20 protein-coding genes and 1 pseudogene are annotated in these 22,544 nt (G+C 61.7%); 19 read left to right on the top strand and 2 right to left on the bottom strand.

Annotated elements, in window-relative coordinates; translation table 11 throughout:
• Position 1 precedes the first annotated feature (1 nt).
• The 3 genes and pseudogenes from F2P46_RS26060 to F2P46_RS26050 all read left to right on the top strand — a co-directional run.
• Positions 2–1,129, top strand: coding sequence for a 23S rRNA (adenine(2030)-N(6))-methyltransferase RlmJ (locus tag F2P46_RS26060; protein WP_229509466.1), 1,128 nt, complete (start codon positions 2–4; stop codon positions 1,127–1,129).
• A gap of 54 nt (positions 1,130–1,183) precedes the next feature.
• On the top strand, positions 1,184–2,443 hold the full coding sequence (locus F2P46_RS26055; RefSeq protein ID WP_166895735.1) for an EAL domain-containing protein: 1,260 nt from the start codon (positions 1,184–1,186) through the stop codon (positions 2,441–2,443).
• Positions 2,444–2,685: 242 nt separating this feature from the next.
• Positions 2,686–6,510: pseudogene (locus F2P46_RS26050) on the top strand (RHS repeat-associated core domain-containing protein); the annotation flags it as partial.
• A 276-nt stretch (positions 6,511–6,786) separates the two neighbouring features.
• Here F2P46_RS26050 and F2P46_RS37930 read toward each other — a convergent pair.
• The gene (locus F2P46_RS37930) at positions 6,787–7,533 is read right to left on the bottom strand and encodes an SAM-dependent methyltransferase (protein WP_229509465.1); all 747 of its coding nucleotides are present in this window, start codon (positions 7,531–7,533) and stop codon (positions 6,787–6,789) included.
• Positions 7,534–7,538: 5 nt separating this feature from the next.
• Complete coding sequence (locus tag F2P46_RS26045) at positions 7,539–8,141, bottom strand: Maf family nucleotide pyrophosphatase (RefSeq protein WP_166895731.1); 603 nt, start codon at positions 8,139–8,141, stop codon at positions 7,539–7,541.
• 180 nt (positions 8,142–8,321) lie between these two features.
• On the opposite strand from F2P46_RS26045, the gene F2P46_RS26040 reads away from it, so the two are divergent.
• From F2P46_RS26040 to F2P46_RS25965, 16 genes are all read left to right on the top strand, one after another.
• Entirely contained in the window at positions 8,322–8,819 is a 498-nt protein-coding gene (locus tag F2P46_RS26040; protein ID WP_208296777.1) for a DUF177 domain-containing protein, read from the top strand.
• Between the two features lie 220 nt (positions 8,820–9,039).
• Positions 9,040–9,222 carry a 50S ribosomal protein L32 gene (rpmF, locus tag F2P46_RS26035; protein WP_008449924.1) on the top strand — a complete coding sequence of 61 codons (183 nt, stop codon included), beginning with the start codon at positions 9,040–9,042 and terminating at the stop codon, positions 9,220–9,222.
• A 196-nt stretch (positions 9,223–9,418) separates the two neighbouring features.
• Positions 9,419–10,480 (top strand): phosphate acyltransferase PlsX, encoded by a 1,062-nt coding sequence (gene plsX, locus F2P46_RS26030; RefSeq protein ID WP_166895729.1) that lies wholly within the window; start codon positions 9,419–9,421, stop codon positions 10,478–10,480.
• A gap of 10 nt (positions 10,481–10,490) precedes the next feature.
• Positions 10,491–11,477, top strand: coding sequence for a beta-ketoacyl-ACP synthase III (locus F2P46_RS26025; protein WP_306667712.1), 987 nt, complete (start codon positions 10,491–10,493; stop codon positions 11,475–11,477).
• A gap of 99 nt (positions 11,478–11,576) precedes the next feature.
• Positions 11,577–12,524, top strand: coding sequence for an ACP S-malonyltransferase (gene fabD / locus F2P46_RS26020; RefSeq protein ID WP_166895727.1), 948 nt, complete (start codon positions 11,577–11,579; stop codon positions 12,522–12,524).
• Positions 12,525–12,569: 45 nt separating this feature from the next.
• On the top strand, positions 12,570–13,307 hold the full coding sequence (gene fabG / locus F2P46_RS26015; RefSeq protein ID WP_166895726.1) for a 3-oxoacyl-ACP reductase FabG: 738 nt from the start codon (positions 12,570–12,572) through the stop codon (positions 13,305–13,307).
• Between the two features lie 179 nt (positions 13,308–13,486).
• The gene (acpP, locus tag F2P46_RS26010; RefSeq protein ID WP_018059410.1) at positions 13,487–13,726 is read left to right on the top strand and encodes an acyl carrier protein; all 240 of its coding nucleotides are present in this window, start codon (positions 13,487–13,489) and stop codon (positions 13,724–13,726) included.
• Positions 13,727–13,754: 28 nt separating this feature from the next.
• On the top strand, positions 13,755–15,002 hold the full coding sequence (gene fabF / locus F2P46_RS26005; RefSeq protein ID WP_166895724.1) for a beta-ketoacyl-ACP synthase II: 1,248 nt from the start codon (positions 13,755–13,757) through the stop codon (positions 15,000–15,002).
• 312 nt (positions 15,003–15,314) lie between these two features.
• Positions 15,315–15,812, top strand: coding sequence for a protein YgfX (locus F2P46_RS26000; protein ID WP_306667711.1), 498 nt, complete (start codon positions 15,315–15,317; stop codon positions 15,810–15,812).
• A gap of 69 nt (positions 15,813–15,881) precedes the next feature.
• A complete protein-coding gene (gene rpoE / locus F2P46_RS25995; RefSeq protein ID WP_166895720.1) occupies positions 15,882–16,484 on the top strand; it encodes an RNA polymerase sigma factor RpoE in 603 nt (200 codons plus the stop codon).
• A gap of 62 nt (positions 16,485–16,546) precedes the next feature.
• Entirely contained in the window at positions 16,547–17,203 is a 657-nt protein-coding gene (locus tag F2P46_RS37925; protein WP_166895718.1) for an RseA family anti-sigma factor, read from the top strand.
• 135 nt (positions 17,204–17,338) lie between these two features.
• A complete protein-coding gene (locus tag F2P46_RS25985) occupies positions 17,339–18,811 on the top strand; it encodes a DegQ family serine endoprotease (RefSeq protein WP_166895715.1) in 1,473 nt (490 codons plus the stop codon).
• Between the two features lie 60 nt (positions 18,812–18,871).
• Positions 18,872–19,132, top strand: a complete 261-nt coding sequence (locus tag F2P46_RS25980; RefSeq protein WP_166895713.1) for a glutaredoxin family protein — start codon at positions 18,872–18,874, stop codon at positions 19,130–19,132.
• A gap of 257 nt (positions 19,133–19,389) precedes the next feature.
• A complete protein-coding gene (gene lepA, locus F2P46_RS25975; RefSeq protein ID WP_166895712.1) occupies positions 19,390–21,183 on the top strand; it encodes a translation elongation factor 4 in 1,794 nt (597 codons plus the stop codon).
• Positions 21,180–22,094: a signal peptidase I gene (gene lepB, locus F2P46_RS25970; protein WP_166895710.1), complete on the top strand. Its 915-nt coding sequence runs from the start codon at positions 21,180–21,182 to the stop codon at positions 22,092–22,094. The genes lepA and lepB overlap by 4 nt, the downstream gene beginning before the upstream one ends.
• Before the next feature lie 18 nt (positions 22,095–22,112).
• A complete protein-coding gene (locus F2P46_RS25965) occupies positions 22,113–22,520 on the top strand; it encodes a DUF4845 domain-containing protein (RefSeq protein ID WP_166895708.1) in 408 nt (135 codons plus the stop codon).
• Positions 22,521–22,544: the final 24 nt, after the last annotated feature.

Below are 22,544 nucleotides of genomic sequence, written 5' to 3'. Positions count from 1 at the left end.
TATGAATCAGAAAGACACGGCCTACACCTATATCGACACCCACTCCGGTGCCGGCGTGTATGCGCTCGATGGCGGTTACGCGTCCAAGAACGCCGAATACGAAACCGGCATCGGCCCGCTGTGGGAGCGTAACGACCTGCCCAAGCCGCTGGCCGAGTACGTCAAGCTGATCAAGGAACTCAATCCGAGCGGCAAGATGCGCTACTACCCGGGTTCGCCGTACTGCGCCGACAAGCTCATGCGCGAGCACGACCGCCTGCGCCTGTTCGAACTGCATCCGGCCGACAGCAAAATCCTGGCCGACAATTTCCGCAAGGTGGCGGAGCATGCCGCCGCCCAGGGCGAGCGCCCGAGCGCGCGCGGCCGGCGCGTGCTGATCGAGCGCGGCGACGGTTTCCACGCCCTCAAGACTTTGTTGCCGCCGCCCTCGCGCCGCGCGCTGGTGCTGATCGACCCGCCCTACGAAGACAAGCAGGATTACCGCAAGGTGCGCGATGCGCTCGACGATGCGCTGGTGCGCTTCCCGTCGGGCATCTACGCAGTCTGGTATCCGGTGTTGCAGCGCATGGAATCGCGCCAGTTCGCCGACAAGCTCAAGCGCCTGGCGGCCAAGGACTGGCTCAATGTCACCCTCACCATCACCACCCCGGGCCCGGATGGTTTCGGCCTGCACAGCAGCGGCATGTTCATTCTCAATCCGCCGTACACGCTCGAGCCGACCTTGCGCCAGGTGATGCCTTACCTGGTGCAAGTGCTGGGCAAGAATGCCGACGCCACCTACGTGATCGAAAAAGGCACGCAAGTGACCGGCACGGCTGCCGCCCGTACCGGCGCCAATGGCGCTGCGCGCATGCCGGTCGGTAACGCCCGCAAGGCCAGCCCGACCGCCGGCACCGGCAGCCTGCGCCTGCCCGGCCAAGCTCCCGCCGGCACCCCCGGCGCGGCTGGCGGCGCACCACGCGCGCCAGCGGTCAAGCGCTCCAGCATTGCCGCCGCCGCGGCCGGCAAGAGCGCCCGTCCCACCGAAGCCGGGGTCACGCGCAAGAGTGCGCGCCCTGCCGACAGTGGCACAGCGGGCAAGAGCGCCCGTCCGACCGGTCCACGCAACAGCGGTCCACGCCGTCCTTAGTAGTATAGTCATCGCAGGGCGCCGTTGTTGGCGCGCCTGTTTTCCGGATTTCCCATGCCTATTGACACCGTGGCCGAGCTGGCGCTGCCGTCCGACGATTTTTTTCTCGCGCGCCAACCGATTCTCGGACGTAACCAGCGACTGGTTGCCTTTGAACTCTTATTTCGCAGCGCCAATGGCGGCGACGCGAATGTGACCGATCACGCCGCCGCCACGGCGGCCGTGATTTCGCACGCGTCCCAGCTCGGCATGGCCAAGGTGGTCGGCGAGCGCCTGGCGTTCGTGAATGTCGACGATATCGTCTTGATGAGCGACTTCGTGCGCTTCCTGCCGCACGACAAGGTCATCCTCGAAATTCTCGAAACCGTCCAGGCCACCCCGGCATTGGTCGCCCGCGTGGCCGAGCTCAAGGGCTTTGGCTTCACCTTTGCCCTCGACGATGTGGTGGAAGAGTCCGACGACCTGCGCAAGTTGGTCGACCTGGTCGACATCATCAAGGTCGATGTGCAGGCGGTGGCGGCGGTCGACCTGCCCAAGCTGGTGGCGGCCCTGAACGGGCGTCATAAAAAGCTGCTGGCCGAAAAGGTCGAGACGGTCGAAGAGTTCGAGATGTGCATGGCGCTCGGCTTTGAGTATTTCCAGGGATATTACTTTGCGCGCCCGGCCATCCTCAGCGGCAAGAAGATAGCGCCGTCGGAACTGGTCATCCTGCGCTTGCTCGACCTGATCAATTCCGATGCCGACAATGCCGAGATCGAACGCGCGGTCAAGCGCGACGCCCTGATCAGCCTGAACCTGCTGCGCCTGGTCAACACCCCGGCGGCGGGCGCGCGCGGGCGCATCGATTCGCTGAGCGAAGCGTTGTATGTGCTGGGGCGCCAGCAATTGCAGCGCTGGTTGCAGATTTTGCTGTACGCCAAGCCAGGTGCGGCGGTCGAACTCAGTTCGCCGCTGTTGCAGATGGCCACCACGCGCGGCAAGCTGATGGAACTGATGACGCAGAAAGTGCCGCCCGAGCGCCGCGTCAGCGCCGAGGCCGGCTTCACGGTGGGCATCATGTCGCTGATGGATGCGCTGTTTTCGATGTCGATGCAGGATATTCTCAACACCGTGGTGGTGGCCGACGAAGTGCGCGCCGCCTTGCTCGAGCGCGAAGGCGTGCTGGGCGAGATGCTCAAGGTGGTCGAACTGGTTGACAACCCCAAGCGCGGGACGGAACTGGCCAGGGCGCTCAAGACGCTTGGCTTGAGCGCCAAGACCATGCGCGAGATCGAGATGGAAGCGTTTGGCTGGGTCAATGAACTGGTGACCTGAGACCTGCGCCATCCGGAAAAGGCTGGCGCAGCGTGGCATCGCGCTCGCGCGCTGACAATCGGTAAGGCGTAGTTTACCTTGCAAGCAACAGAATAAGCTCGTCCCGCGAGCGCAAATGTCGAGCTTCTGATTATCTGCAAGCAAACGTGCATCAGCGCTTGTTGGTCATCCGTGTGTTTCATACAGTCGAATGTCCGGGCCGTGCTCGGGCGGGTATTTTTTCAACTTACCGAAGGCTGACCATGAATCCGAAAAGGCTCGGTGTCCTCCTGCCGCTTCTATTGTTTGCTTCGACCGCTAGTGCAAGCAATCCCGATGACAACGCGACCCACGCCCAGGATTCGGGCGGAAGGAGTATGCAGCGCGTTTTCATCAACGAAAAGCGGCTTATAGGGGAAGAGCCACGTTTCGGCAGGCTGGAATACTTTCCCAGGTTCGCATATTCCAGGCCATCGCGATCCGGCGGGGCGCCAGTCAAGGCGGCGCCACCGTCGAAAGACAATTCCAACAAGGAGTCCGAAGAAAGTTGCAAGTCGACCGACAATCCCGTCGTGATCGCCACCGGCGAAAAACACAAGGATGAGTCTGATTTTGAATCACAGGGATTGTACGGCCTGTCGCTTACCCGCACTTACCGTAGCCGGCATGCCGAGGGCAGATTGTTCGGGAAACACTGGCTATCGAGCCTGGACCCACCGAAGCTGGTGCGCGCCACATGCTTCATTCCCAGTCCCGGCTGGCAGTGCGTGCCGCAGTCGATCACCCATGTCGATGAAAACGGATCATCCTATGTGTACACCTATGCCGGTAACGGACCGCTCGAGCGTCCGAACGACGCCACCACACCGCCGTCCGGCCAACCGAACCCTGGCGCAAATCCCCCGGCAGGCTCGCCACCACCGGCCAGGCCGAGCGAATTCTACTATCGGACCGGGGAGAACTCCCCGAAGTTAACGTGGAAAGCAGGAACCCAACTCATCCTAATCAGAAACAAATTCATTTATCGTTTTGATGCGCAAGGCCGCGCGCTGAGTATCGCTACCCTGTCCGGGGCGCTCCTGCGCGGCTACGACTATACCCCGTGGGATGCGCCGGGGGGATCGCGGCTGAGCGCCATCCGCAATGCACCCGGTCAGAGCGTCAAACTGAGCTGGGGTGCCAACGGGCTGGTGTCCAAAGTCCAGGATACGAATGACGCCATCTGGGACTATCAATATAACGCGCAGGGCATGCTGACCAGGGTGACATCTCCCGGTGCGGGTCCCGACCTGCGCGAGTATCATTACGAAGCGCCCGATCCGACCTTGCTGACCGGGATATCGATCGGCGGCATACGCTACAGCACCTACAGCTACCACGCCGACCGTCGAATCCATATCAGCGCACTCGCCGGCAATGAAGAAAGGGACGTCTTCAATTACGGCGACAAGCTGACGGTCGTCAGCGACGCGCGGGGACAGGAAACACACTACCGTTTCACCCAGATCCAGGGAGAGCTCAAGATCAGCAGGATCGACCGGCGCTCTACAGCGACCTGCTCGGGCGCAAGCGCATCGACGCAATACGACGCGCGAGGCTACCTGACGGAGACGCGCGACTGGAAGAACATCCCGACTCGCTATGCGTATGACGGCAATGGTCACCTGCTGCGCAAGGACACCGCGGCCGGCACGCCCGACGAGCTACGCCTGGAACATCGCTGGCAGAACGACGACCTCGTCGAGACGGTGTATAAAAGCGCAAGTGGCGATCCCCAGGCGAGCATCCGCTATGCCTATCACGCGGCCGGCCACGCCACCGGGCGGATTGCGGAAACCAGGATCAGCGACCTGAAAACAGGCCGCCAGCGCGTTACCAGATATGCTTACGGATTTTATCCGAACGGTACCTTGGCCCAGATCGTGACGATTCTGGAATCGAGTACCGGAGAGATAAAGACGTCTGAAAATTACGATGCGTATGGCCGCGTGATTTCAGTTGTTAATGCGCTTGGGCAAAGCGCGACGATGGGCGGCTATACGGGGCTGGGCATGCCGGGAATGAGCACGGATGTGAATGGCGCCACTACCAGCTACACCTACAAACCGAACGGCACGGTGGCAACGATGACCGAACCGGGCAATCGCGTAACCCGCATTACCTACAACGGCGCGCGCCAGCCGATTGTCATCAGCCAGCCCGATGGCAGCGTCCAGCGCTTCGTTTATACCGCGTCCGGGCGCCTTGAGTCGGTCGGCAATGCGCAGCATCAGTACGCCACGATCAGGTACGATGTCGGCGCCAATTCTTTGCGCAGCACGTCGGCGCGCAGCGTGCCATCGGCAGGTGCGGGCGGCCCGACCGGCACGCCAGGCGGCGAGTTCAGTAGCTTGACGCTTCTCGATTCCCTGGGGCGGCCGTATCAAAAGATAAACAGCAAGGGAGAGCGCGAAGACACCCGTTACGATGCGAACGGGAACGTCGAAGCGGAATACGGCGGCGATGGGCGCGGCACGTTCTACGAGTACGACGCCCAGAACCGGCTGGTGAAGCAGACCGCGCCCGATGGCGGCATCACCTTGTTCGATTATGACGCGGCCGGACGGCTGGAGGTCGTCGTCGACCCGCGCAACGTCAGGACCAGCTACGCCTACAACGGTTTCGGCGACATCACGGGCATATCCAGCCCGGATACCGGCTCGACCACGTTCGAGTACGACGACCTTGGCCGGCGCATCAGCGAAACGCGCGCGGACCAGAAGGTGATCCTTTACGGATGGGACGCTCTGGGACGCATGCGCTGGCGCCACAGTGGCGGCACCACCGAATCGTTCAACTACGACGAAGGCAATTTCGGCAAGGGAAGGCTGACCAGCATTGCCGATGTCACCGGCCGCACCGATTACGCCTATGACATCGCCGGCCGCATCGTCAGTCAGAGAAACGATATCTACGGCGTCAAGTTCGCAACCTACTGGGGATACGACGCCGCCGGCCGCAAAAGCGCCATGAGCAATTCGAGCGGCTTTGGCGTCGGTTACGACTATGACGCGTACGGGCGCCTGTGGCGGGTGCGCAGCACCCTGGGCGGCAAGTGGGCGACCCTGGCGAACGGATTCATCTACCAGCCGGCGACCGACCGCCTTTACGGCTGGCGCTTCGGCAACGGCCTGCCGCGCATGCTGACTTTCGACCAGGATGGGCGTCTGGACCAGTTGGCCACGCCTGGTGTGCACAGTCTGGGCTTCGATTACCACCCGAAAGGGACAATCTCGAAAGTCGTCGATGCGGTGTTTCCGGAACTGACGACGGACTACGGCTACGACGAGGCCAGCCGGCTGGCCACTGCGACGCGCAGCGGGGACAACCAGTATTATGCGTGGGATGACGCGGGTAACCGGCTCAAGCACAGCCGGCAAAGCCAGGGCGATTACACCTATGTGCTGTATGCAAACACCAATCGCATGCATGGCTGGGCCGGTGGGGGGCAATCGCGCCGGTTCGAATACGACGCGGTCGGTAACGTGAGTACCGAGTACCGCCACGATGGCCAGCGCAAGTATCTGTACGACACCTTCAACCGGATGAGCGGCGCGATCATCAATGGTGTTCAGGTGGGCGACTATCGCATCAACGCATTGAACCAACGCGCCCTGAAGATATCCAAGGGAGCGGGTACGAGAGCGATCTATGGCCCGGATGCGGAGTTGCTTGCAGAGATCGGTGCCACGACGACAAATTATGTGTGGCTTGAAGGGCAGTTGCTCGGGATCGGGCGGAATGGAACGTTTTACGCAAGCCATAACGACCAGGTAGGGCGACCGGAAGTGCTCACCAATGCCGAAGGGGTCAAGGTTTGGCGTGCCGCCAACGCTGCTTTTGACCGGCGCGTCGTCACCGATACTATCGGCGGCTTGAATGTGGGATTTCCAGGACAATACTATGATGGGGAGACAGGACTTTGGTACAACTGGCATCGCTACTACGATCCCATTCTCGGCAGATATTTGCAGAGTGATCCGAGTGGACTCGACGGCGGCATGAACACCTACGGGTACGTGAACGGAAATCCGATTAGTTACATCGATCCGCTGGGGTTGGAAACATGCTTGCTTACGACAGTTGGCCCTGGCGGTATTCGAGATCATGCTGCCGTGTTCACCTCGCGCGGGGATGGCAGTGGTGGGCCGGCGATCTACGACCCCGCCGGGGCTTATCAATTGACTCTGCACCAGCTTAGCTACGCATCGCGCGCATTGCGTAGCGTCCCCCGAGCCCATTCCAGGCTGCCCAGCCCATTGTCGACAAAATGCTTGTGGGCCGCCGGGAAAAAACCGGGAGTCGTCGTCACGGCGGGCCTCCTTTTATGCCAGCAGCAAAAACACGGTCGGCTTCTTGTGGAAATCCGGCGCCTTGCCGGCCGCCAGCAGCGCCTTCCATTTGCCGCCATTCAAGGTGCGGATCGATTCCGTCGGCAAACTCAAATCGGTCGCGACGCAGATCAAGGTGCCCGGCTGGCAGGCGCCGACCAGCGCTTCGAGCATGGCGCCGTTGCGGTAGGGCGTTTCGATCAGCAGCTGGGTCTGCTTTTCCGCGCGCGAACGCGCTTCCAGCTCCTTGATGCGCTTGGTGCGCAGGGCGGCATCGGTGGGCAGGTAGCCGTTGAAAGCAAAACTCTGCCCGTTCAAGCCGCTCGCCATCACGGCCAGCAGCAGTGAGGACGGTCCGACCAGCGGTCGCACCTGGATGCCGCGCTCGTGCGCCAGGCGCACCAGGTCGGCGCCAGGATCGGCCACCGCCGGCACGCCCGCTTCCGAGATCAGTCCGGCATCGCGCCCGGCCAGCAAGGGTTCCAGCAGGCCGGCCAGCGCTTGCGCCGGGGTATTCACGTTCAGTTCGGCAATCTCGATTTCCTGCAAGGTCTTGGCCAGGGGGTGGCGCAGCGCAATCAGTTTCAGGAAGCCGCGTGCGGTCTTGGCGTTTTCGGCGACAAAGTAATCAAGACGCGCGGTCAGGGCCTGGACTTGCTCGGGGATGATGTGGGCGAGCGCATGGTCGGTCGGGTCGGCCGCGCCGAGGGTGTTGGGGATCAGATATAAAGTGCCGGACATAATGCTCACGATTGAAAAAAGGTAAAACCGGCGCGCCGCAGCATGCCGGTCAGGGCGATCAGGGGCAGGCCGGTGAGGGCGGTCGGGTCGCTACTGTCGATGCGCTCCAGAATGGCGATGCCGAGCGCTTCGTTCTTGGCGCTGCCGGCGCAATCGTAGGGTTGTTCGATGCGCAGGTAGGCGTCCAGCTCGGCGTCCGGCAGGTCGCGCACGGTGACAAACGTTTGCACGTTCTCCACCTGCGCCGTGCCGGTGCGCCCGTCCCACAGGCACAGGGCCGTGTGGAACATCACGCGCCGTCCGCGCATGGTTTGCAGTTGCAGCAGGGCGTTGGCGTGGTTGCCGGGCTTGCCGATCTGGGCGCCGTCGAGCGTGGCGACCTGGTCGGAACCGATGACCACGCTGCCGGGCGCGCGCGCCGCCACCGCTTCGGCCTTGGCGCGCGCCAGGCGCAGGGCGGTCGCTTCGGGCAGTTCGCCGTCCAGCGGCGTTTCATCGATATCGGGCGCCAGCACGTCGAACGGCAGGCGCAGGCGCTCAAGTAATTCGCGCCGATAAGCGGAACCCGATGCAAGAATTAGCCGCGGCGCGGTGGAAGTTGGTATCATGTCGTACTTAAGTCCTGTTGGCTGGTCCGGTTAGCGGGCGCAGCGAGATTCATCCGGCGGGCGCGGCGTGCACGCGCCAGCAACAGCGCGCGGGTCCTTGCCCAAATAATCGCGCTAAGTCTTTGACTCCACAACGAGAAGCCTGTTATTATCGCAGGTTTTCCGGGGAAAATTTCTGCAATGAGTGCTTTTGTCATCGACGCTTTTGAGTTTTGTCGAAGCAACGGCCATCGCGAAGGCGTCACGCCTGTCGCTGAAATGAGCCGGTTGAACAAGGATTGTGCCGACCAGTCGGGCCAGATCGCCTGGACCATCGATGGGTCGACCAGCAAGTTGGGCTATCCGCAGTTGAGCTTGTCGGTTTCCGGCACGGTCCAGCTGGTATGCCAGCGTTGCCTGGCCCCGTTCGCTTACGAGATGGATTCGTCCACCGTGCTGATGCTCGGCAAGGATGACGAGCATGCGGACGAGATCGAAGAGATCCTGGACGACGAGAGCATCGACGTCATCGTCGGCAGCCGCGAATGCGATGTGCGCGACCTGTTCGAGGATGAGGCCTTGCTGGCCCTGCCGCAAGTGCCCAAGCACGACGTGTGCCCGGACAACAAGCTGCTCGATGCGGCCAAGTCCGACAAGCCATCGCCGTTTGCGGGGCTGAAGAACCTCAAGCCGGAATAGTCGGAAGCCGCGGCCGGCGAGCCGCGAGCGGCTGGAATACAGAACAAGCAGTAGTGAAGAACGTGTCAAACGCGTGTTGTAGTCGAGTATGGCATTGGTAGTAAAAGGTAGGTCGGCGTTAAACATGTCGGTAAGAAATTTTGCCGCTGGGATACTCGATTCGCATGTATTTGCTGATCGATTGTGTTAGAATTTTAGAACTTATGTATTAGGAGTCATCATGGCTGTTCAGCAAAATAAGAAATCCCCTTCGAAGCGCGGTATGCACCGTTCGCACGACTTCCTGGTCGCGCCACAACTGGGCATCGAGCCAACCACCGGTGAAACGCACCTGCGTCACCACATCAGCCCTAACGGCTTTTACCGTGGTCGCAAAGTTCTCAAAACCAAAAACGACGAGTAATCGACGTTTTAGTTTGAGTAAGATAAAAGCGGTGCAACGACTATTTTGTGCGTCGCACCGCTTTTTCTTTGTCCCCGGCTGCAAACCAGCTTTGCACACCGTCATTTCGAATTACGCAGACTCTGCTTGGCGTTCGTCCACATACAGATCGCATCCTGCCGCCACACGCTGTTGAGTCGCGGTACGAATCCACAAAATGACAATTAAAATTTCCATTGACGGCATGGGCGGCGATCATGGCCCCTCAGTTACTATCCCCGCAGCACTTTCTTTCCTTTCCAGCGAACCTGAAGCAGAACTGATTCTGGTCGGCCTGCAGGACGAGTTGCGCGCAGAACTTAAAAAACACAAAGCCGACAGCCATCCGCGCCTGTCCATCCTGCATGCCTCGGAAGTGGTGACGATGGACGATCCCATCGAAATCGCGCTGCGCCGCAAGAAGGATTCGTCGATGCGCGTGGCGATCGAACTGGTCAAGGACGGCAAGGCCCAGGCCTGCGTGTCCGCCGGCAATACCGGCGCCCTGATGGCGGTCTCGCGCTATGTGCTCAAGACCATGGCCGGGGTCGACCGTCCCGCCATTTGCTCGATCCTTCCCAACCAGAAAAACGGCCCGACCTATATGCTGGACCTGGGCGCGAACGTCGACTGCGAGCCGCATCACCTGCACCAGTTCGCCATCATGGGCTCGGTGCTGGTCTCGGCCATGGAAGGCATCAAGCGTCCCACCATTGGCCTGCTCAATGTGGGCACCGAAGAAATCAAGGGCAATGAGGTGGTCAAGGCCACCGCCAAGCTGCTGCGCGAAGACCATGAACGCGGCGCCCTGAATTTTTTCGGCAATGTCGAGGGCAACGATATTTTCAAGGGCACCACCGACATCGTGGTGTGCGACGGTTTCGTCGGCAACGTCACGCTCAAGGCGGCCGAGGGCCTGGGCCGCTTCGTCAAGGATGCGCTCACCACCGAGTTCAAGCGCAATCCGCTGACCATGCTGGCCGCCTTGATCGGGCGCGGTGCTTTGAAGAAATTTTCCAACACGTTCAATCCTTCGCGCTACAACGGTGCCAGCCTGCTCGGTTTGCGCGGCCTGGTGTTCAAGAGCCATGGCGGCGCCGATGCGTACTCTTATGAGTGGGCGATCAAAAGGGCGTTTGACGCGGCAAAATACAATGTGCAGGAGCAGCTCTCGGCCATGATCGCCGAGTTGATGCCCCGCACGCCTGACCCGGAAGTGCCAGGGATAACCCACTCGTAGGACGGCCAGCATGACCTTGTACAGCAAAATTATCGGCACCGGCAGCTATCTGCCGGCCAAGCGCGTCTCCAACGGCGACCTGACCGAGCAACTGGCGGCCAAGGGCATCGAAACGTCGGACGAGTGGATCGTCTCGCGCAGCGGCATTTCGAACCGGCATTACGCAGCGCCCGACGAATTGTCTTCCGACCTGGCGGTCGCGGCCGCCAGGCGGGCGCTCGAGATGGCCGGCAAGCATGCCGAGGAAATCGACCTCGTCATCGTGGCCAGTTCGACCCCGGACTTTCACGGCAGCTTTCCCAGTACCGCCTGCATCGTCCAGCGCAAGCTCGGCATGCATAACAATAGCGCCGCCTTCGACGTGCAGGCCGTCTGCAGCGGCTTCGTGTATGCGGTGTCGGTGGCGGACGCCTTCATCAAGTCGGGCGCGCACAAGAACGTGCTGGTGATCGGGGCCGAAGTGTTTTCGCGGATTCTCGATTTTAACGACCGCACCACCTGCGTGCTGTTCGGCGACGGCGCCGGCGCCATCGTCCTCTCCGCCTCGGAAGAGCCGGGCATCCTCTCGACCAAATTGCATGCCGACGGCCGTTATTCCGACATCCTGAGCGTGCCCGGCACCCTGGCCGGCGGCGTAATCGCCGGCAGCGGCTTCTTGTACATGGATGGCCCGGCCGTCTTCAAGCTGGCCGTGACCGTGCTCGAACAGGTGGCCAAGGAAGTGCTCGAGCACGCCGGCATGACGGCCGACCAGGTCGACTGGCTGGTGCCGCACCAGGCGAATATCCGCATCATGAAAAGCACGGCCAAAAAGCTCGGCTTGCCGTTAGACAAAATGGTGGTCACGGTCGACCAGCATGGCAATACCTCGGCCGCGTCGATTCCGCTGGCGCTCGACATCGCCGTGCGCGACGGCCGCATCAAGGCTGGCGAGACCGTCATGATGGAAGGCGTCGGCGGCGGCTTTACCTGGGGCGCCGTGCTGGTGCGCATGTAAGGGCCGCGCGGCGCCCGCGCCGCGCCGCCTAAATTTCTTGCCCGCACCAGTCCTTGGTGCGGATGCCACCATAAAAACAAAACAGGAGGACATTATCCCATGAGTAAATTCGCGTTCTTATTTCCCGGCCAAGGTTCGCAAGCGATCGGCATGTTGAATGGCTTCGCCGGCAATCCGGTGGTGGCGCACACCATTGCCGAAGCCAACGAGGCACTCGGCTTCGACCTCGGCAAGCTGATCGCCGACGGTCCCAAGGAAGAACTGGACCTGACCACCAACACCCAGCCCATCATGCTGACCGCCTCGGTGGCAGTGTACCGTGCCTGGATCGCGGCCGGCGGCGCCGTGCCGTCGGTGGTGGCCGGGCACAGCGTGGGCGAATATTCGGCCCTGGTGGCGGCCGGCGTGATCGCCTTCAAGGATGCGGTGCCGCTGGTGCGCTTTCGCGCCCAGGCCATGCAGGAAGCGGTGCCGGTCGGGCAGGGCGGCATGGCCGTCATTCTCGGCCTGCCCGCCGACGAGGTGCGCGCGATCTGTGCCGAAGCGGCGGCGGCCAATCCGGCCGAGGTGGTCGAGGCCGTCAATTTCAACGAACCGACCCAGATCGTGATCGCCGGCCACAACGGCGCGCTCGAGCGCGCCTGTGAGCTGGCCAAGGCCAAAGGCGCCAAGCGCGCCATGAAACTGGCGGTGTCGGCGCCGTTCCACTCCTCGCTGCTGAAACCCGCTTCGGACCGCCTTCGCACGTACCTGAAAGACGTGCCGTTCGCGGCGCCGCGGATCGACTTGATCAACAACGTCGACGTGGCTATCCTGAACGACCCCGACGCGATCAAGGATGCGCTGGTGCGCCAGGCGGCCGGCGCGGTGCGCTGGGTCGAAACCATGCAGAAAATGGCGGCCGAGGGCGTCACCCAGGTGATCGAATCGGCGCCGAGCAAGGTGCTGATCGGCATGGCCAAGCGCATCGATGCGCAATTGGTGGGCGAGGCGCTGGTCGATCAGGCTTCGCTCGAGCGCGTATTGAGCAGTCTCAATCAGGCGTAAGCTGTTAAGCGCAGTATCGCAGAACGTCAGCATAAAAGGATCTCAATGAATCTGGAAAATCAAGTCGCCCTGGTCACGGGCGCGTCGCGCGGCATCGGCAAGGCCATCGCACTCGAACTGGCCCGCCAGGGCGCCAAGGTGGTCGGCACCGCCACTACCGACAGCGGCGCGCAGGCGATTAGCGCCTATCTGGCTGAGTTCGGCGGCAAGGGCGCCGTGCTCAATGTGACCGACGCGGCGGCCTGCGCCGCCATCATCGACGATGTGCAAAAGGGCTGCGGCAGCCTGTCGATCCTGGTCAACAATGCCGGCATTACCCAAGATCAATTGGCTATGCGCATGAAAGACGAGGAATGGGACAGCGTCATCGCCACCAACCTGTCGGCCGTGGGGCGCCTGTCGCGCGCGGTCCTGCGCGGCATGATGAAAGCGAAACATGGGCGTATCATTAATATCACCTCGGTGGTTGGCTCGGCCGGCAATGCGGGCCAGATGAATTACGCGGCGGCCAAGGCCGGCGTGGCCGGCATGAGCCGGGCGCTGGCGCGTGAAATCGGCAGCCGCAATATCACGGTGAACTGCATCGCGCCTGGCTTTATCGATACCGATATGACCCGCGCGCTGAGCGCCGAGCAGCATACCGGCTTGCTGACGCAGATTCCGTTGGGACGCCTGGGCGCGCCGGAAGATATCGCGCACGCGGTGGCCTTCCTGGCGGGGCCGCAGGCGGCATATATCACGGGCACGACCCTGCACGTGAATGGCGGCATGTATATGAATTGATGTTGACATCCCTTTGTCCGCTCCCATTTGTGGGTGTGCGCACGGAGAGAATAAAGGGAATTCTCGTCATTTAGCAGTACGTTCGGTGGAATTTGCGGCAGACACCGAAATTAGTTTTTCGCCGCGCAAACCTGATAAAATGCGCGCACTTTCCGTAACACACACAATGGAGCCATAACATGTCGGATATCGAACAACGCGTTAAAAAAATCGTCGCTGAGCAACTGGGCGTTGCAGAAGTAGACATCAAAATCGAATCCTCGTTCGTTGACGATCTCGGCGCTGATTCCCTCGACACGGTCGAACTGGTGATGGCGCTGGAAGACGAATTCGAAATGGAAATCCCTGACGAACAAGCTGAAAAAATCACCACCGTGAAACAGGCGATCGACTACGCTACGGCGCACGTCAAGGCCTAAGTTTTACAATTTTTCTCGGGAGAATCGCTTGAGCCGTTCACGAAATCGTCGTGTCGTCATCACCGGGCTGGGCGCCGTTTCACCTATCGGCAACACGGTTGCCGACACGTGGAATGCCGCACTGGCCGGCAAGTCGGGCATTGCCAACATCACCAGGTTTGATGCGCAGCCTTTTTCGACCCACTTCGCGGGCGAAGTCAAGGGTTTCAATATCGAGGATTACATCTCGGCCAAAGATGCCCGCCACATGGATACGTTTATCCATTACGGCATGGCGGCGGGCATGCAAGCCATGCGCGATAGCGGACTGGTGGTCACCGAAGAAAATGCCGACCGCATCGGCGTGATCGTGGGGTCCGGCATCGGCGGCTTGCCGCTGATCGAAGACACCAAGGAAGATTACAGCAAGCGCGGCCCGCGCCGCATTTCGCCGTTCTTCGTCCCGGCCTCGATCATTAACATGATTTCGGGCAACCTGTCGATCGAGTACGGCTTGCGCGGTCCGAACCTGGCCATCGTCACGGCCTGCACCACCGGCCTGCACAGCATCGGCGCGGCTGGCCGCCTGATCGAGTACGGCGACGCCGACGTGATGATCGCCGGCGGCGCCGAAGCGACCATCTCGCCGCTGGGCCTGGGCGGTTTCGCCTCGGCACGCGCGCTGTCGTCGCGCAACGACGATCCGGCCACCGCCTCGCGGCCGTGGGACCGCGACCGCGACGGCTTCGTGCTGGGCGAAGGCGCCGGCGTGATGGTGCTCGAAGAGTACGAGCATGCCAAGGCGCGCGGCGCCAAGATCTACGCCGAACTGCTCGGCTTTGGCATGAGCGCCGACGCCTATCACATGACCGCCCCGGTCGAAGACGGCAGTGGCGCGAGCCGCTGCATGCAATCGGCCCTGGCCAATGCCGGCATTAACGCCGACCAGGTCAATTATGTGAATGCGCACGGTACCTCGACGCCGCAGGGCGACGTGGCCGAAGTGCAGGGCCTGAAGAAGACCTTCGGCGCGCATGCCGGCAAGCTGGTGGTCAATTCGACCAAGTCGATGACCGGCCACTTGCTGGGCGGCGCCGGCGGCCTGGAAGCGGTGTTTACCGTGCTGGCGATGCATCACCAGATCTCGCCGCCGACGATCAACATCTTCAACCAGGACCCCGCTTGCGACCTGGACTTCTGCGCCAACACGGCGCGCGAGATGAAGATCGACATCGCGGTGAAGAACTCGTTCGGCTTCGGTGGCACCAACGGCACTTTGGTGTTCGGCAAGGCATAAGCTACCGGGCACCTCGAAAAACCTACTGCGCGGCGCAATTTTCGCCCTGCGATGCTCACCGTACCTTCGTACGGTTGCGCTTCTTGAACGAAACTTGCGCCGCTCGCTACGGTTTTTCGAGGTCCCGCTGTCGTTCGCTTTATCCATGGTGCAATGACGCGCAGGAAAATATTCTCGTCATAGCATGAACTTTCGGCGCCCGCACTTGTCTCAAGTGTGGGCGTCGATGAAACGCCGGCGGCACTCGCCGGGGTCCGATTTGCCCAGTGCATCCTTACGCGCTGGCGCCCCGCAGCACCTTTCCTACTGATTATGTCGATTGCGGTTTCCGCCTGCATCAGGCCGTCGCGCTTGTTGCGCCTGGTCTTGCTTGGCTACGCCGCGCTCAATCTGGCTGTGGCTCTTGCGCTCGTCTGGCGCTGGGCTGCGGGCATGGGCGCGGCTGGCGTTTGGACGGCAGTGTCCGCCGGGGCTTGCGCCTTGGCAGCATTGCTTGCATGGAGTGCATCGAAGCAGGGGGAAAAGCGGCGCAGGATTGATATTTCTGGACTCGGCGAGATTCGCCTGACGGTACAACAGAGCTTGAGCGCAGTACCGGCGCAAGCGGATGTGCTGCAATTGCTTCCCGGATCGACTATTTGGCCGTACAGCCTGCTCCTGCTGCTGGGTTCACCCACCGGCGAGCGCATCACTGTGCAGCTCATCTGGCCGGACAGCATGCCCCGCGAGCAGTTTCGGGCTTTATCGGTCGCTGTACGGGCCATTGCCGGGCGGGACAAACAATTTGTCGGAAATAACAAAATACTTTGAACTTATTGCAAGCGGCCAACTCTATAGACATAGGGACGGTTCGCTGCCGCAGCCAAGAGGGCAGGGTCAGTGACGACAGAACGCGAGTGTGATCAACTGCTGGTTGAGCGCGTCCAGGCTGGCGAGAGGCAGGCGTTCGACCTGCTTGTCAGCAAATATCAGCGCAGGCTGATGCGGCTGGTGTCGCGCCTGGTGCATGATCCGGCCGAGGCCGAGGACGTCGTGCAGGAAACATTTATCAAGGCGTATCGTGCCTTGCGGCACTTCAGGGGGGATTCCGCGTTTTATACCTGGTTGTACCGGATCGGAATCAATACGGCGAAGAATTTTCTCGTCACACAGGGCAGGCGTGCGCCGACCTCGACTGAGGCCGATGCCGAGCGCGCCGAAGCGTTTGACGATGCGGAAAGTTTGCGAGATATCAACACGCCGGAATCGGTGTTGGCAAGCAAGCAGATCGCGTACACGGTCAATGCCGCGATGGAAGCATTGCCGCTGGAATTGCGGACTGCGATTGTCCTGCGCGAAATTGAAGGCTTGAGTTACGAAGAAATATCCGAAGTCATGTCCTGTCCTATCGGAACGGTGCGCAGCCGGATCTTCCGGGCGCGCGAAGTCATCGCCGACAAGTTGAGGCCCTTGCTCGACTATCCGGTTGACAAACGACGTTAGGTGTAGCAATGATCGCTCTAATCGGTTAACTTTTGGTCACACTTACAGTGATGGAAATATCGATGGACACCCCGAAAACCATCCGGGAGCAGATCTCGGCATTCAGCGACCACGAACTGGCGCCTTCCACGCTTCCCGACGACGCGCTGCGCTCGGCCGAGGGCGAACATGCGTGGCATGCCTACCACCGCATCCGCGACGTCATCCGCGAGCAGGGCGCGCCACACCTGTCGGCCGGTTTTGCCGACAAGCTGGCCGCGCGCCTGGCCGCCGAGCCGACTCCGGCCAAGCGCCTGCTGCGCGCCGCGCCCGAGGCGCTCGCGCGGCGCGCCCCGGCGGTCACGCCGCTGGCGGTCGCCGCCGGCGCGGCCGGGCCGGTGACCGGAATCGGCGCGGCGCCGGGCGAGTCCGCCGGCGCCAGTGCCGGCGCGATCAGCGAATCGCCGCTCGACCTTGACGGCCAGGCGCTCGCCGCGGCGCCGCACGAGGCCCTCGACGCGCTCGACATCAGCGGCGCCGCCGCCGCCGAGGCCAGCATCGCGCCGGGGGCCGCGGCGGTCACCATCGCCGTGGTCAAGGCGGCGGCCAACGGCGCCGCCGACGTCGAGCTCAAAGCCGCCGGCGCGGAGGTGGAGGCCGGCGCGGCCGACGGGGTTGAGGGTAACGCCGACCCCAAGGCGGACGTCACGATCAAGCCGCCCATCACCTCGGTATCCTGAGCGGCAGCGGTGGCCAGCGGCGTTCTCCGGCAAAAAAACCCGCTTGCCAGCCGCCCGCGCGGCACGCCGCGACAAGGATGGCGTTTTGGCTTACCATAACGTCAATCTTTGTTCCGATTCCCCACTCCGATGACCATGACACTTTCCGCTGGCAACAAGCTGCTCTCTTCCCTGTTTATCGCCACCTCGGCCCTGGCCTTCGTCCCCACCGCAGGCGCGGCCGCCGTTGCCGCCGCCGCCGCCGGGGCGCCGCTGGTCAAGGGCTTGCCCGATTTTACCGACCTGATCGACAAGGTCGGGCCGGCGGTGGTCAACATCCGCACCACCGAAAAACTCAAGCAGGGGCAGGGCAGTCCCAATGAAGAGGAAATGCAGGAATTCCTGCGGCGCTTCTTCGGCGGTGCCACGCCGCGCGGCCAGGACCCGCGCGGACGGCGCTCGCCCCAGCAGCCGCAAGAGGAAGAAGTCCAGCGCGGGGTCGGCTCGGGCTTTATCGTCTCGCCCGACGGTTTCGTGCTGACCAACGCGCACGTCGTCGATGGCGCCGACGAAGTGCTGGTCACCCTGACCGACCGCCGCGAATTCAAGGCCAAGGTGCTCGGCTCGGACAAGCGCTCCGACGTGGCCGTGCTCAAGCTCGAAGCGCAGCAGTTGCCCAGCCTGACCATTGGCGACTCCAACAAGATCCGGGTCGGCGAATGGGTGATCGCCATCGGTTCGCCATTTAATCTCGACAACACCGTTACGGCCGGCATCATTTCGGCCAAGTCGCGCGACACCGGCGAATACCTGCCGCTGATCCAGAGCGATGTGGCGGTCAATCCCGGCAACTCGGGTGGCCCGCTGATCAATATGCGCGGCGAAGTGATCGGCATCAATTCGCAGATCGCGACCTTGTCCGGCGGCTACAATGGCATTTCCTTCGCCGTGCCGATTGATGAAGCGATGCGCGTGGCCGACCAGCTCAAGAAGACCGGGCGCGTCACGCGCGGTCGCCTGGGCGTCGAAATCGGCGAAGTGAGCAAGGAAGTGGCCGAGTCGCTCGGACTGGGCAAGGCGCGCGGCGTCGAAGTGGCGCGCGTGGAAGCGGGCGGGCCGGCCGACAAGGGCGGTATCAAGGTCGGCGACATCATCCTCAAATTCAATGGCCAGGATATCGCGCGCAGCGCCGACTTGCCGCGCCTGGTCGGCTCAACCGCCGTCGGCAGCAAGGCGGTCGTGACGGTCTGGCGCCAGGGCCAGCAAAAAGAGATCCCGGTCAACATCGTCGCCCTCGACGACGACAAGTCGGCGCGCAAGCCGGCCGTCAAGAAGCCGGCCCCCGAGCAAGCCGCGAACGCGGTGGGCCTGCACGTGTCCGACCTGAGCGACGTGCAGCGCAAGGAGCTCGAGATCGCTTCCGGCGTGCTGGTCGACGCCAGTGAAGGGGCGGCGGCGCGCGCGGGCCTGCGCCCGGGCGACCTGATCCTGCAACTGAACAATGTCGAAGTCAAGGATGCGAAGCAATTTAACGCCATGGTCGCCAAACTCGATCCCAAGAAAAGCGCCGCCGTGCTGGTGCGCCGCGACGAGACCACGCAATACGTGGTGATCCGCCCGCGTCAATAAGGCACAGGCAAGCCTTCCCGGCGGGCCGCGCGCCCGCCTTTTTTCTTTCGTCCCCGTCCCATGATCCCATTTACCCTGTATTCCCGTGGTTACTGCCACCTGTGCGACGACCTGCTGGCCGCCCTCGAGGCGCTGCAAACCGACACCGTCCGCTTCGCCGTGGAGGTGATCGATGTCGATGCCGACCCGGCCCTGGTGGCGCGTTTCGACGAGCTGGTGCCGGTGCTGTTCGGCGACCCGGCCCAACCCGAGCTGTGCCACTACTTCCTCGACGCGGCGGCGGTGCGCGGCTACCTGGCCACGTTCGATGTATTGATTTAACAATGTTTACGCGGAATTCGGCATTAAGCCGGCTTTCTACCTTGAAATCCGGTAAAATGCGGGGGTCGGAAATAACTTCTGTCCTGAGCTTGACAGCTTCTCTTGCTTGATAAGGCGCTCGCCTGGGGATTGCCATGGCCCCACGGAGCGCTTTTTTCGTCTGGGGCGGCGTCGCCCCGATACGGCAAGCCGGCACTGCAAAGAGCGCGCGACCACCCTGAATGTCGTCCTTCCCTACTTGGTTTTGAATTGCATTAATGAACAACATACGTAACTTTTCCATCATCGCCCACATCGATCACGGCAAATCGACCCTGGCCGACCGTATCATCCAGATCTGCGGCGGCCTGTCCGACCGCGACATGGAAGCACAGGTGCTCGATTCGATGGACCTGGAGCGCGAGCGCGGCATCACCATCAAGGCCCAGACCGCCGCCCTGCATTACAAGGCGCGCGACGGCCAGGTGTACAACCTGAACCTGATCGACACCCCGGGCCACGTCGACTTCAGCTATGAAGTGTCGCGCTCGCTGTCGGCCTGCGAAGGCGCGCTGTTGGTGGTCGACGCTTCCCAGGGCGTGGAAGCGCAGACCGTGGCCAACTGCTATACGGCGCTCGACCTGGGCGTCGAAGTGGTGCCTGTCCTGAACAAGATCGACTTGCCGCACGCCGATCCGGCCAATGCGATCGCCGAGATCGAAGACGTGATCGGGATCGATGCGACCGACGCCGTCAAGTGCTCGGCCAAGAGCGGCCTGGGTGTGGAAGACGTGCTCGAGTCCTTGATCGCGCGCGTGCCGCCGCCCAAAGGCGACCCGGACGCGCCGCTGCAGGCGCTGATCGTCGATTCGTGGTTCGATAACTATGTCGGCGTGGTGATGCTGGTGCGCGTAATCAACGGCACCCTGAAGCCGAAAGAAAAAATCCTGCTGATGGCGTCCGAATCGGTGCAACTGGTCGAGAGCGTGGGCGTGTTCAGCCCGAAATCGCAATCGCTGCCGCAGATTTCGGCCGGCCAGGTCGGTTTCGTGATCGCCGGCATCAAGGAGCTCAAGGCCGCCAAAGTGGGCGACACCGTCACCCACGCCGCCAGGCCGGCCGCAGCGCCCTTGCCGGGCTTCAAGGAAGTCCAGCCGCAGGTGTTCGCCGGCCTGTTCCCGGTCGAAGCGAACCAGTACGACGCGCTGCGCGACTCGCTTGAAAAGCTCAAGCTGAACGACGCGGCCTTGATGTACGAGCCGGAAGTGTCGCAGGCGCTGGGCTTCGGCTTCCGCTGCGGCTTCCTCGGCCTGTTGCACATGGAAATCGTGCAGGAACGCCTGGAACGCGAATTCGACATGGACCTGATCACCACGGCGCCGACCGTGGTGTACGAAGTGATCATGCGCGACGGGTCCCTGATCCGGGTCGACAATCCCTCCAAGATGCCCGATCCGTCCAAGATCGAGGAAGTGCGCGAGCCGATCGTCACGGTCAATCTGTACATGCCGCAGGAATACGTCGGCTCGGTCATCACCCTGTGCATCGGCAAGCGTGGCGTGCAGATGGACATGAGTTATCACGGCCGCCAGGTCAAGCTGATCTACGAAATGCCGATGGCCGAGATCGTTCTCGACTTCTTCGATCGCCTGAAATCGACCTCGCGCGGCTATGCCTCGATGGATTACGAGTTCAAGGAATACCGGGCCGCCGACGTGGTCAAGGTCGACATGCTGATCAACAGCGAAAAAGTCGACGCGCTGGCGATCATCGTGCACCGCGCCAACAGCCAGTTCCGTGGCCGCCAGGTGGCCGCCAAGATGCGCGAGCTGATTCCGCGCCAGATGTTCGACGTGGCCATCCAGGCCGCCATCGGCGCCAACGTCATTTCGCGCGAGAACGTCAAAGCCTTGCGCAAGAACGTGCTGGCCAAGTGCTATGGCGGCGACATCAGCCGTAAGAAGAAATTGCTCGAGAAACAAAAAGCCGGTAAAAAGCGCATGAAACAGGTTGGCTCGGTGGAAATTCCACAAGAAGCCTTCCTGGCAATTTTACAAGTGGACGATAAATGAACCTGCAGTTTATCTTAGGGAACTTTGCGCTGATCCTGTTCGTGGCGATGGTGCTCACGGGCATTATCTGGTGCCTGGATGTGTTCTATTTCGCGCGTCAGCGGCGCGCCGCGGCCGATGCGGCCCTGGCCGCCTTCGACGCGCGCAATGCCAAGCTGACCGCCGAAGGCATCAAGGTCGACAACACCAGCCGCGACGCGATCGCCGCGGCGATCCTGCGCCAGCCGACCTGGATCGAGTACTCGGGCAGCTTTTTCCCGGTGATCGCGCTGGTGTTCATCCTGCGTTCCTTCCTGTACGAGCCGTTCAAGATTCCGTCCGGCTCGATGGTGCCGACCCTGATGATCGGCGACCTGATCCTGGTAAACAAGTTTACCTACGGCATCCGTTTGCCGGTGCTGAACCAGAAGGTGATCGACGTCAACGACCCGCAACGCGGCGATGTGATGGTGTTCAAATACCCGGAAGACATGTCGCAGGACTACATCAAGCGGGTGGTGGGCGTGCCCGGTGATAAAATCACCTACGCCAACAAGCGCCTCTCGGTCAACGGCAAGGAGCTCGCTTACGCGCCGCTGGACGACTACCTCGACGACGAAAAGCTCGTGTACCATAAGCAATTCACCGAAAACCTGTCGGAACCGCCGCACCGTATCCTCAACGAGCCGGGCAAGTTGACGTATAACCCGGAGCAGGTAAAGAACTTTCCGCAACACGAAGCCTGTACTTACAATGCCGAGCAATTTACTTGTGTCGTACCTGCGGGCAATTACTTTATGATGGGTGATAATCGCGACAACAGCGCCGACAGCCGCTACTGGGGTTTCGTCCCGAACAAGAATATCGTCGGCAAGGCGTTTTTTGTCTGGATGAATTTCAGTAGCCTCAAGCGTATCGGCAGCATTCACTAACGTCACCGGGAATTTACTATGTACGGACCGAAACCGGCCAATCTGGCACAACAGCAAGGCGTCTCCCTGGTCGGGCTGATTTTTGTGCTCGGCATCATCACTTTCATTGCCATGTTTGCCATGAAAGTCTTTCCGACTTTCCTGGAATACCGCTCGGTCAAGGCTGGCGTTCTTTCGGCCAAGCGTGCCGACGGCACGGTGCACGAGATCCAGATCGCCTTCGACAAGCACGCCAATATCAATAACATCGAGTCCATCAAGGGTAACGAATTGATCATCACCAAGGATACCGGCGAGACCCAGGTCGCGTTTGCCTACACCGCGCGCATCCCGCTGATCACCAACGTCACCCTGCTGATCGATTACTCCGGCACCACCGATCCAAGCGGCAAGATCCCTGAAAAACCAGCTGAACCCGTCCGTTAAGGCAGTCCAACCAAGAAGTCCGAC

The organism is Massilia sp. CCM 8734, assembly GCF_011682155.1.
Lineage (GTDB): Bacteria > Pseudomonadota > Gammaproteobacteria > Burkholderiales > Burkholderiaceae_D > Telluria_A > Telluria_A rubra.
Note: the sequence above shows the minus strand (reverse complement) of the source record. Positions and strands in the feature narration are given on the sequence as shown.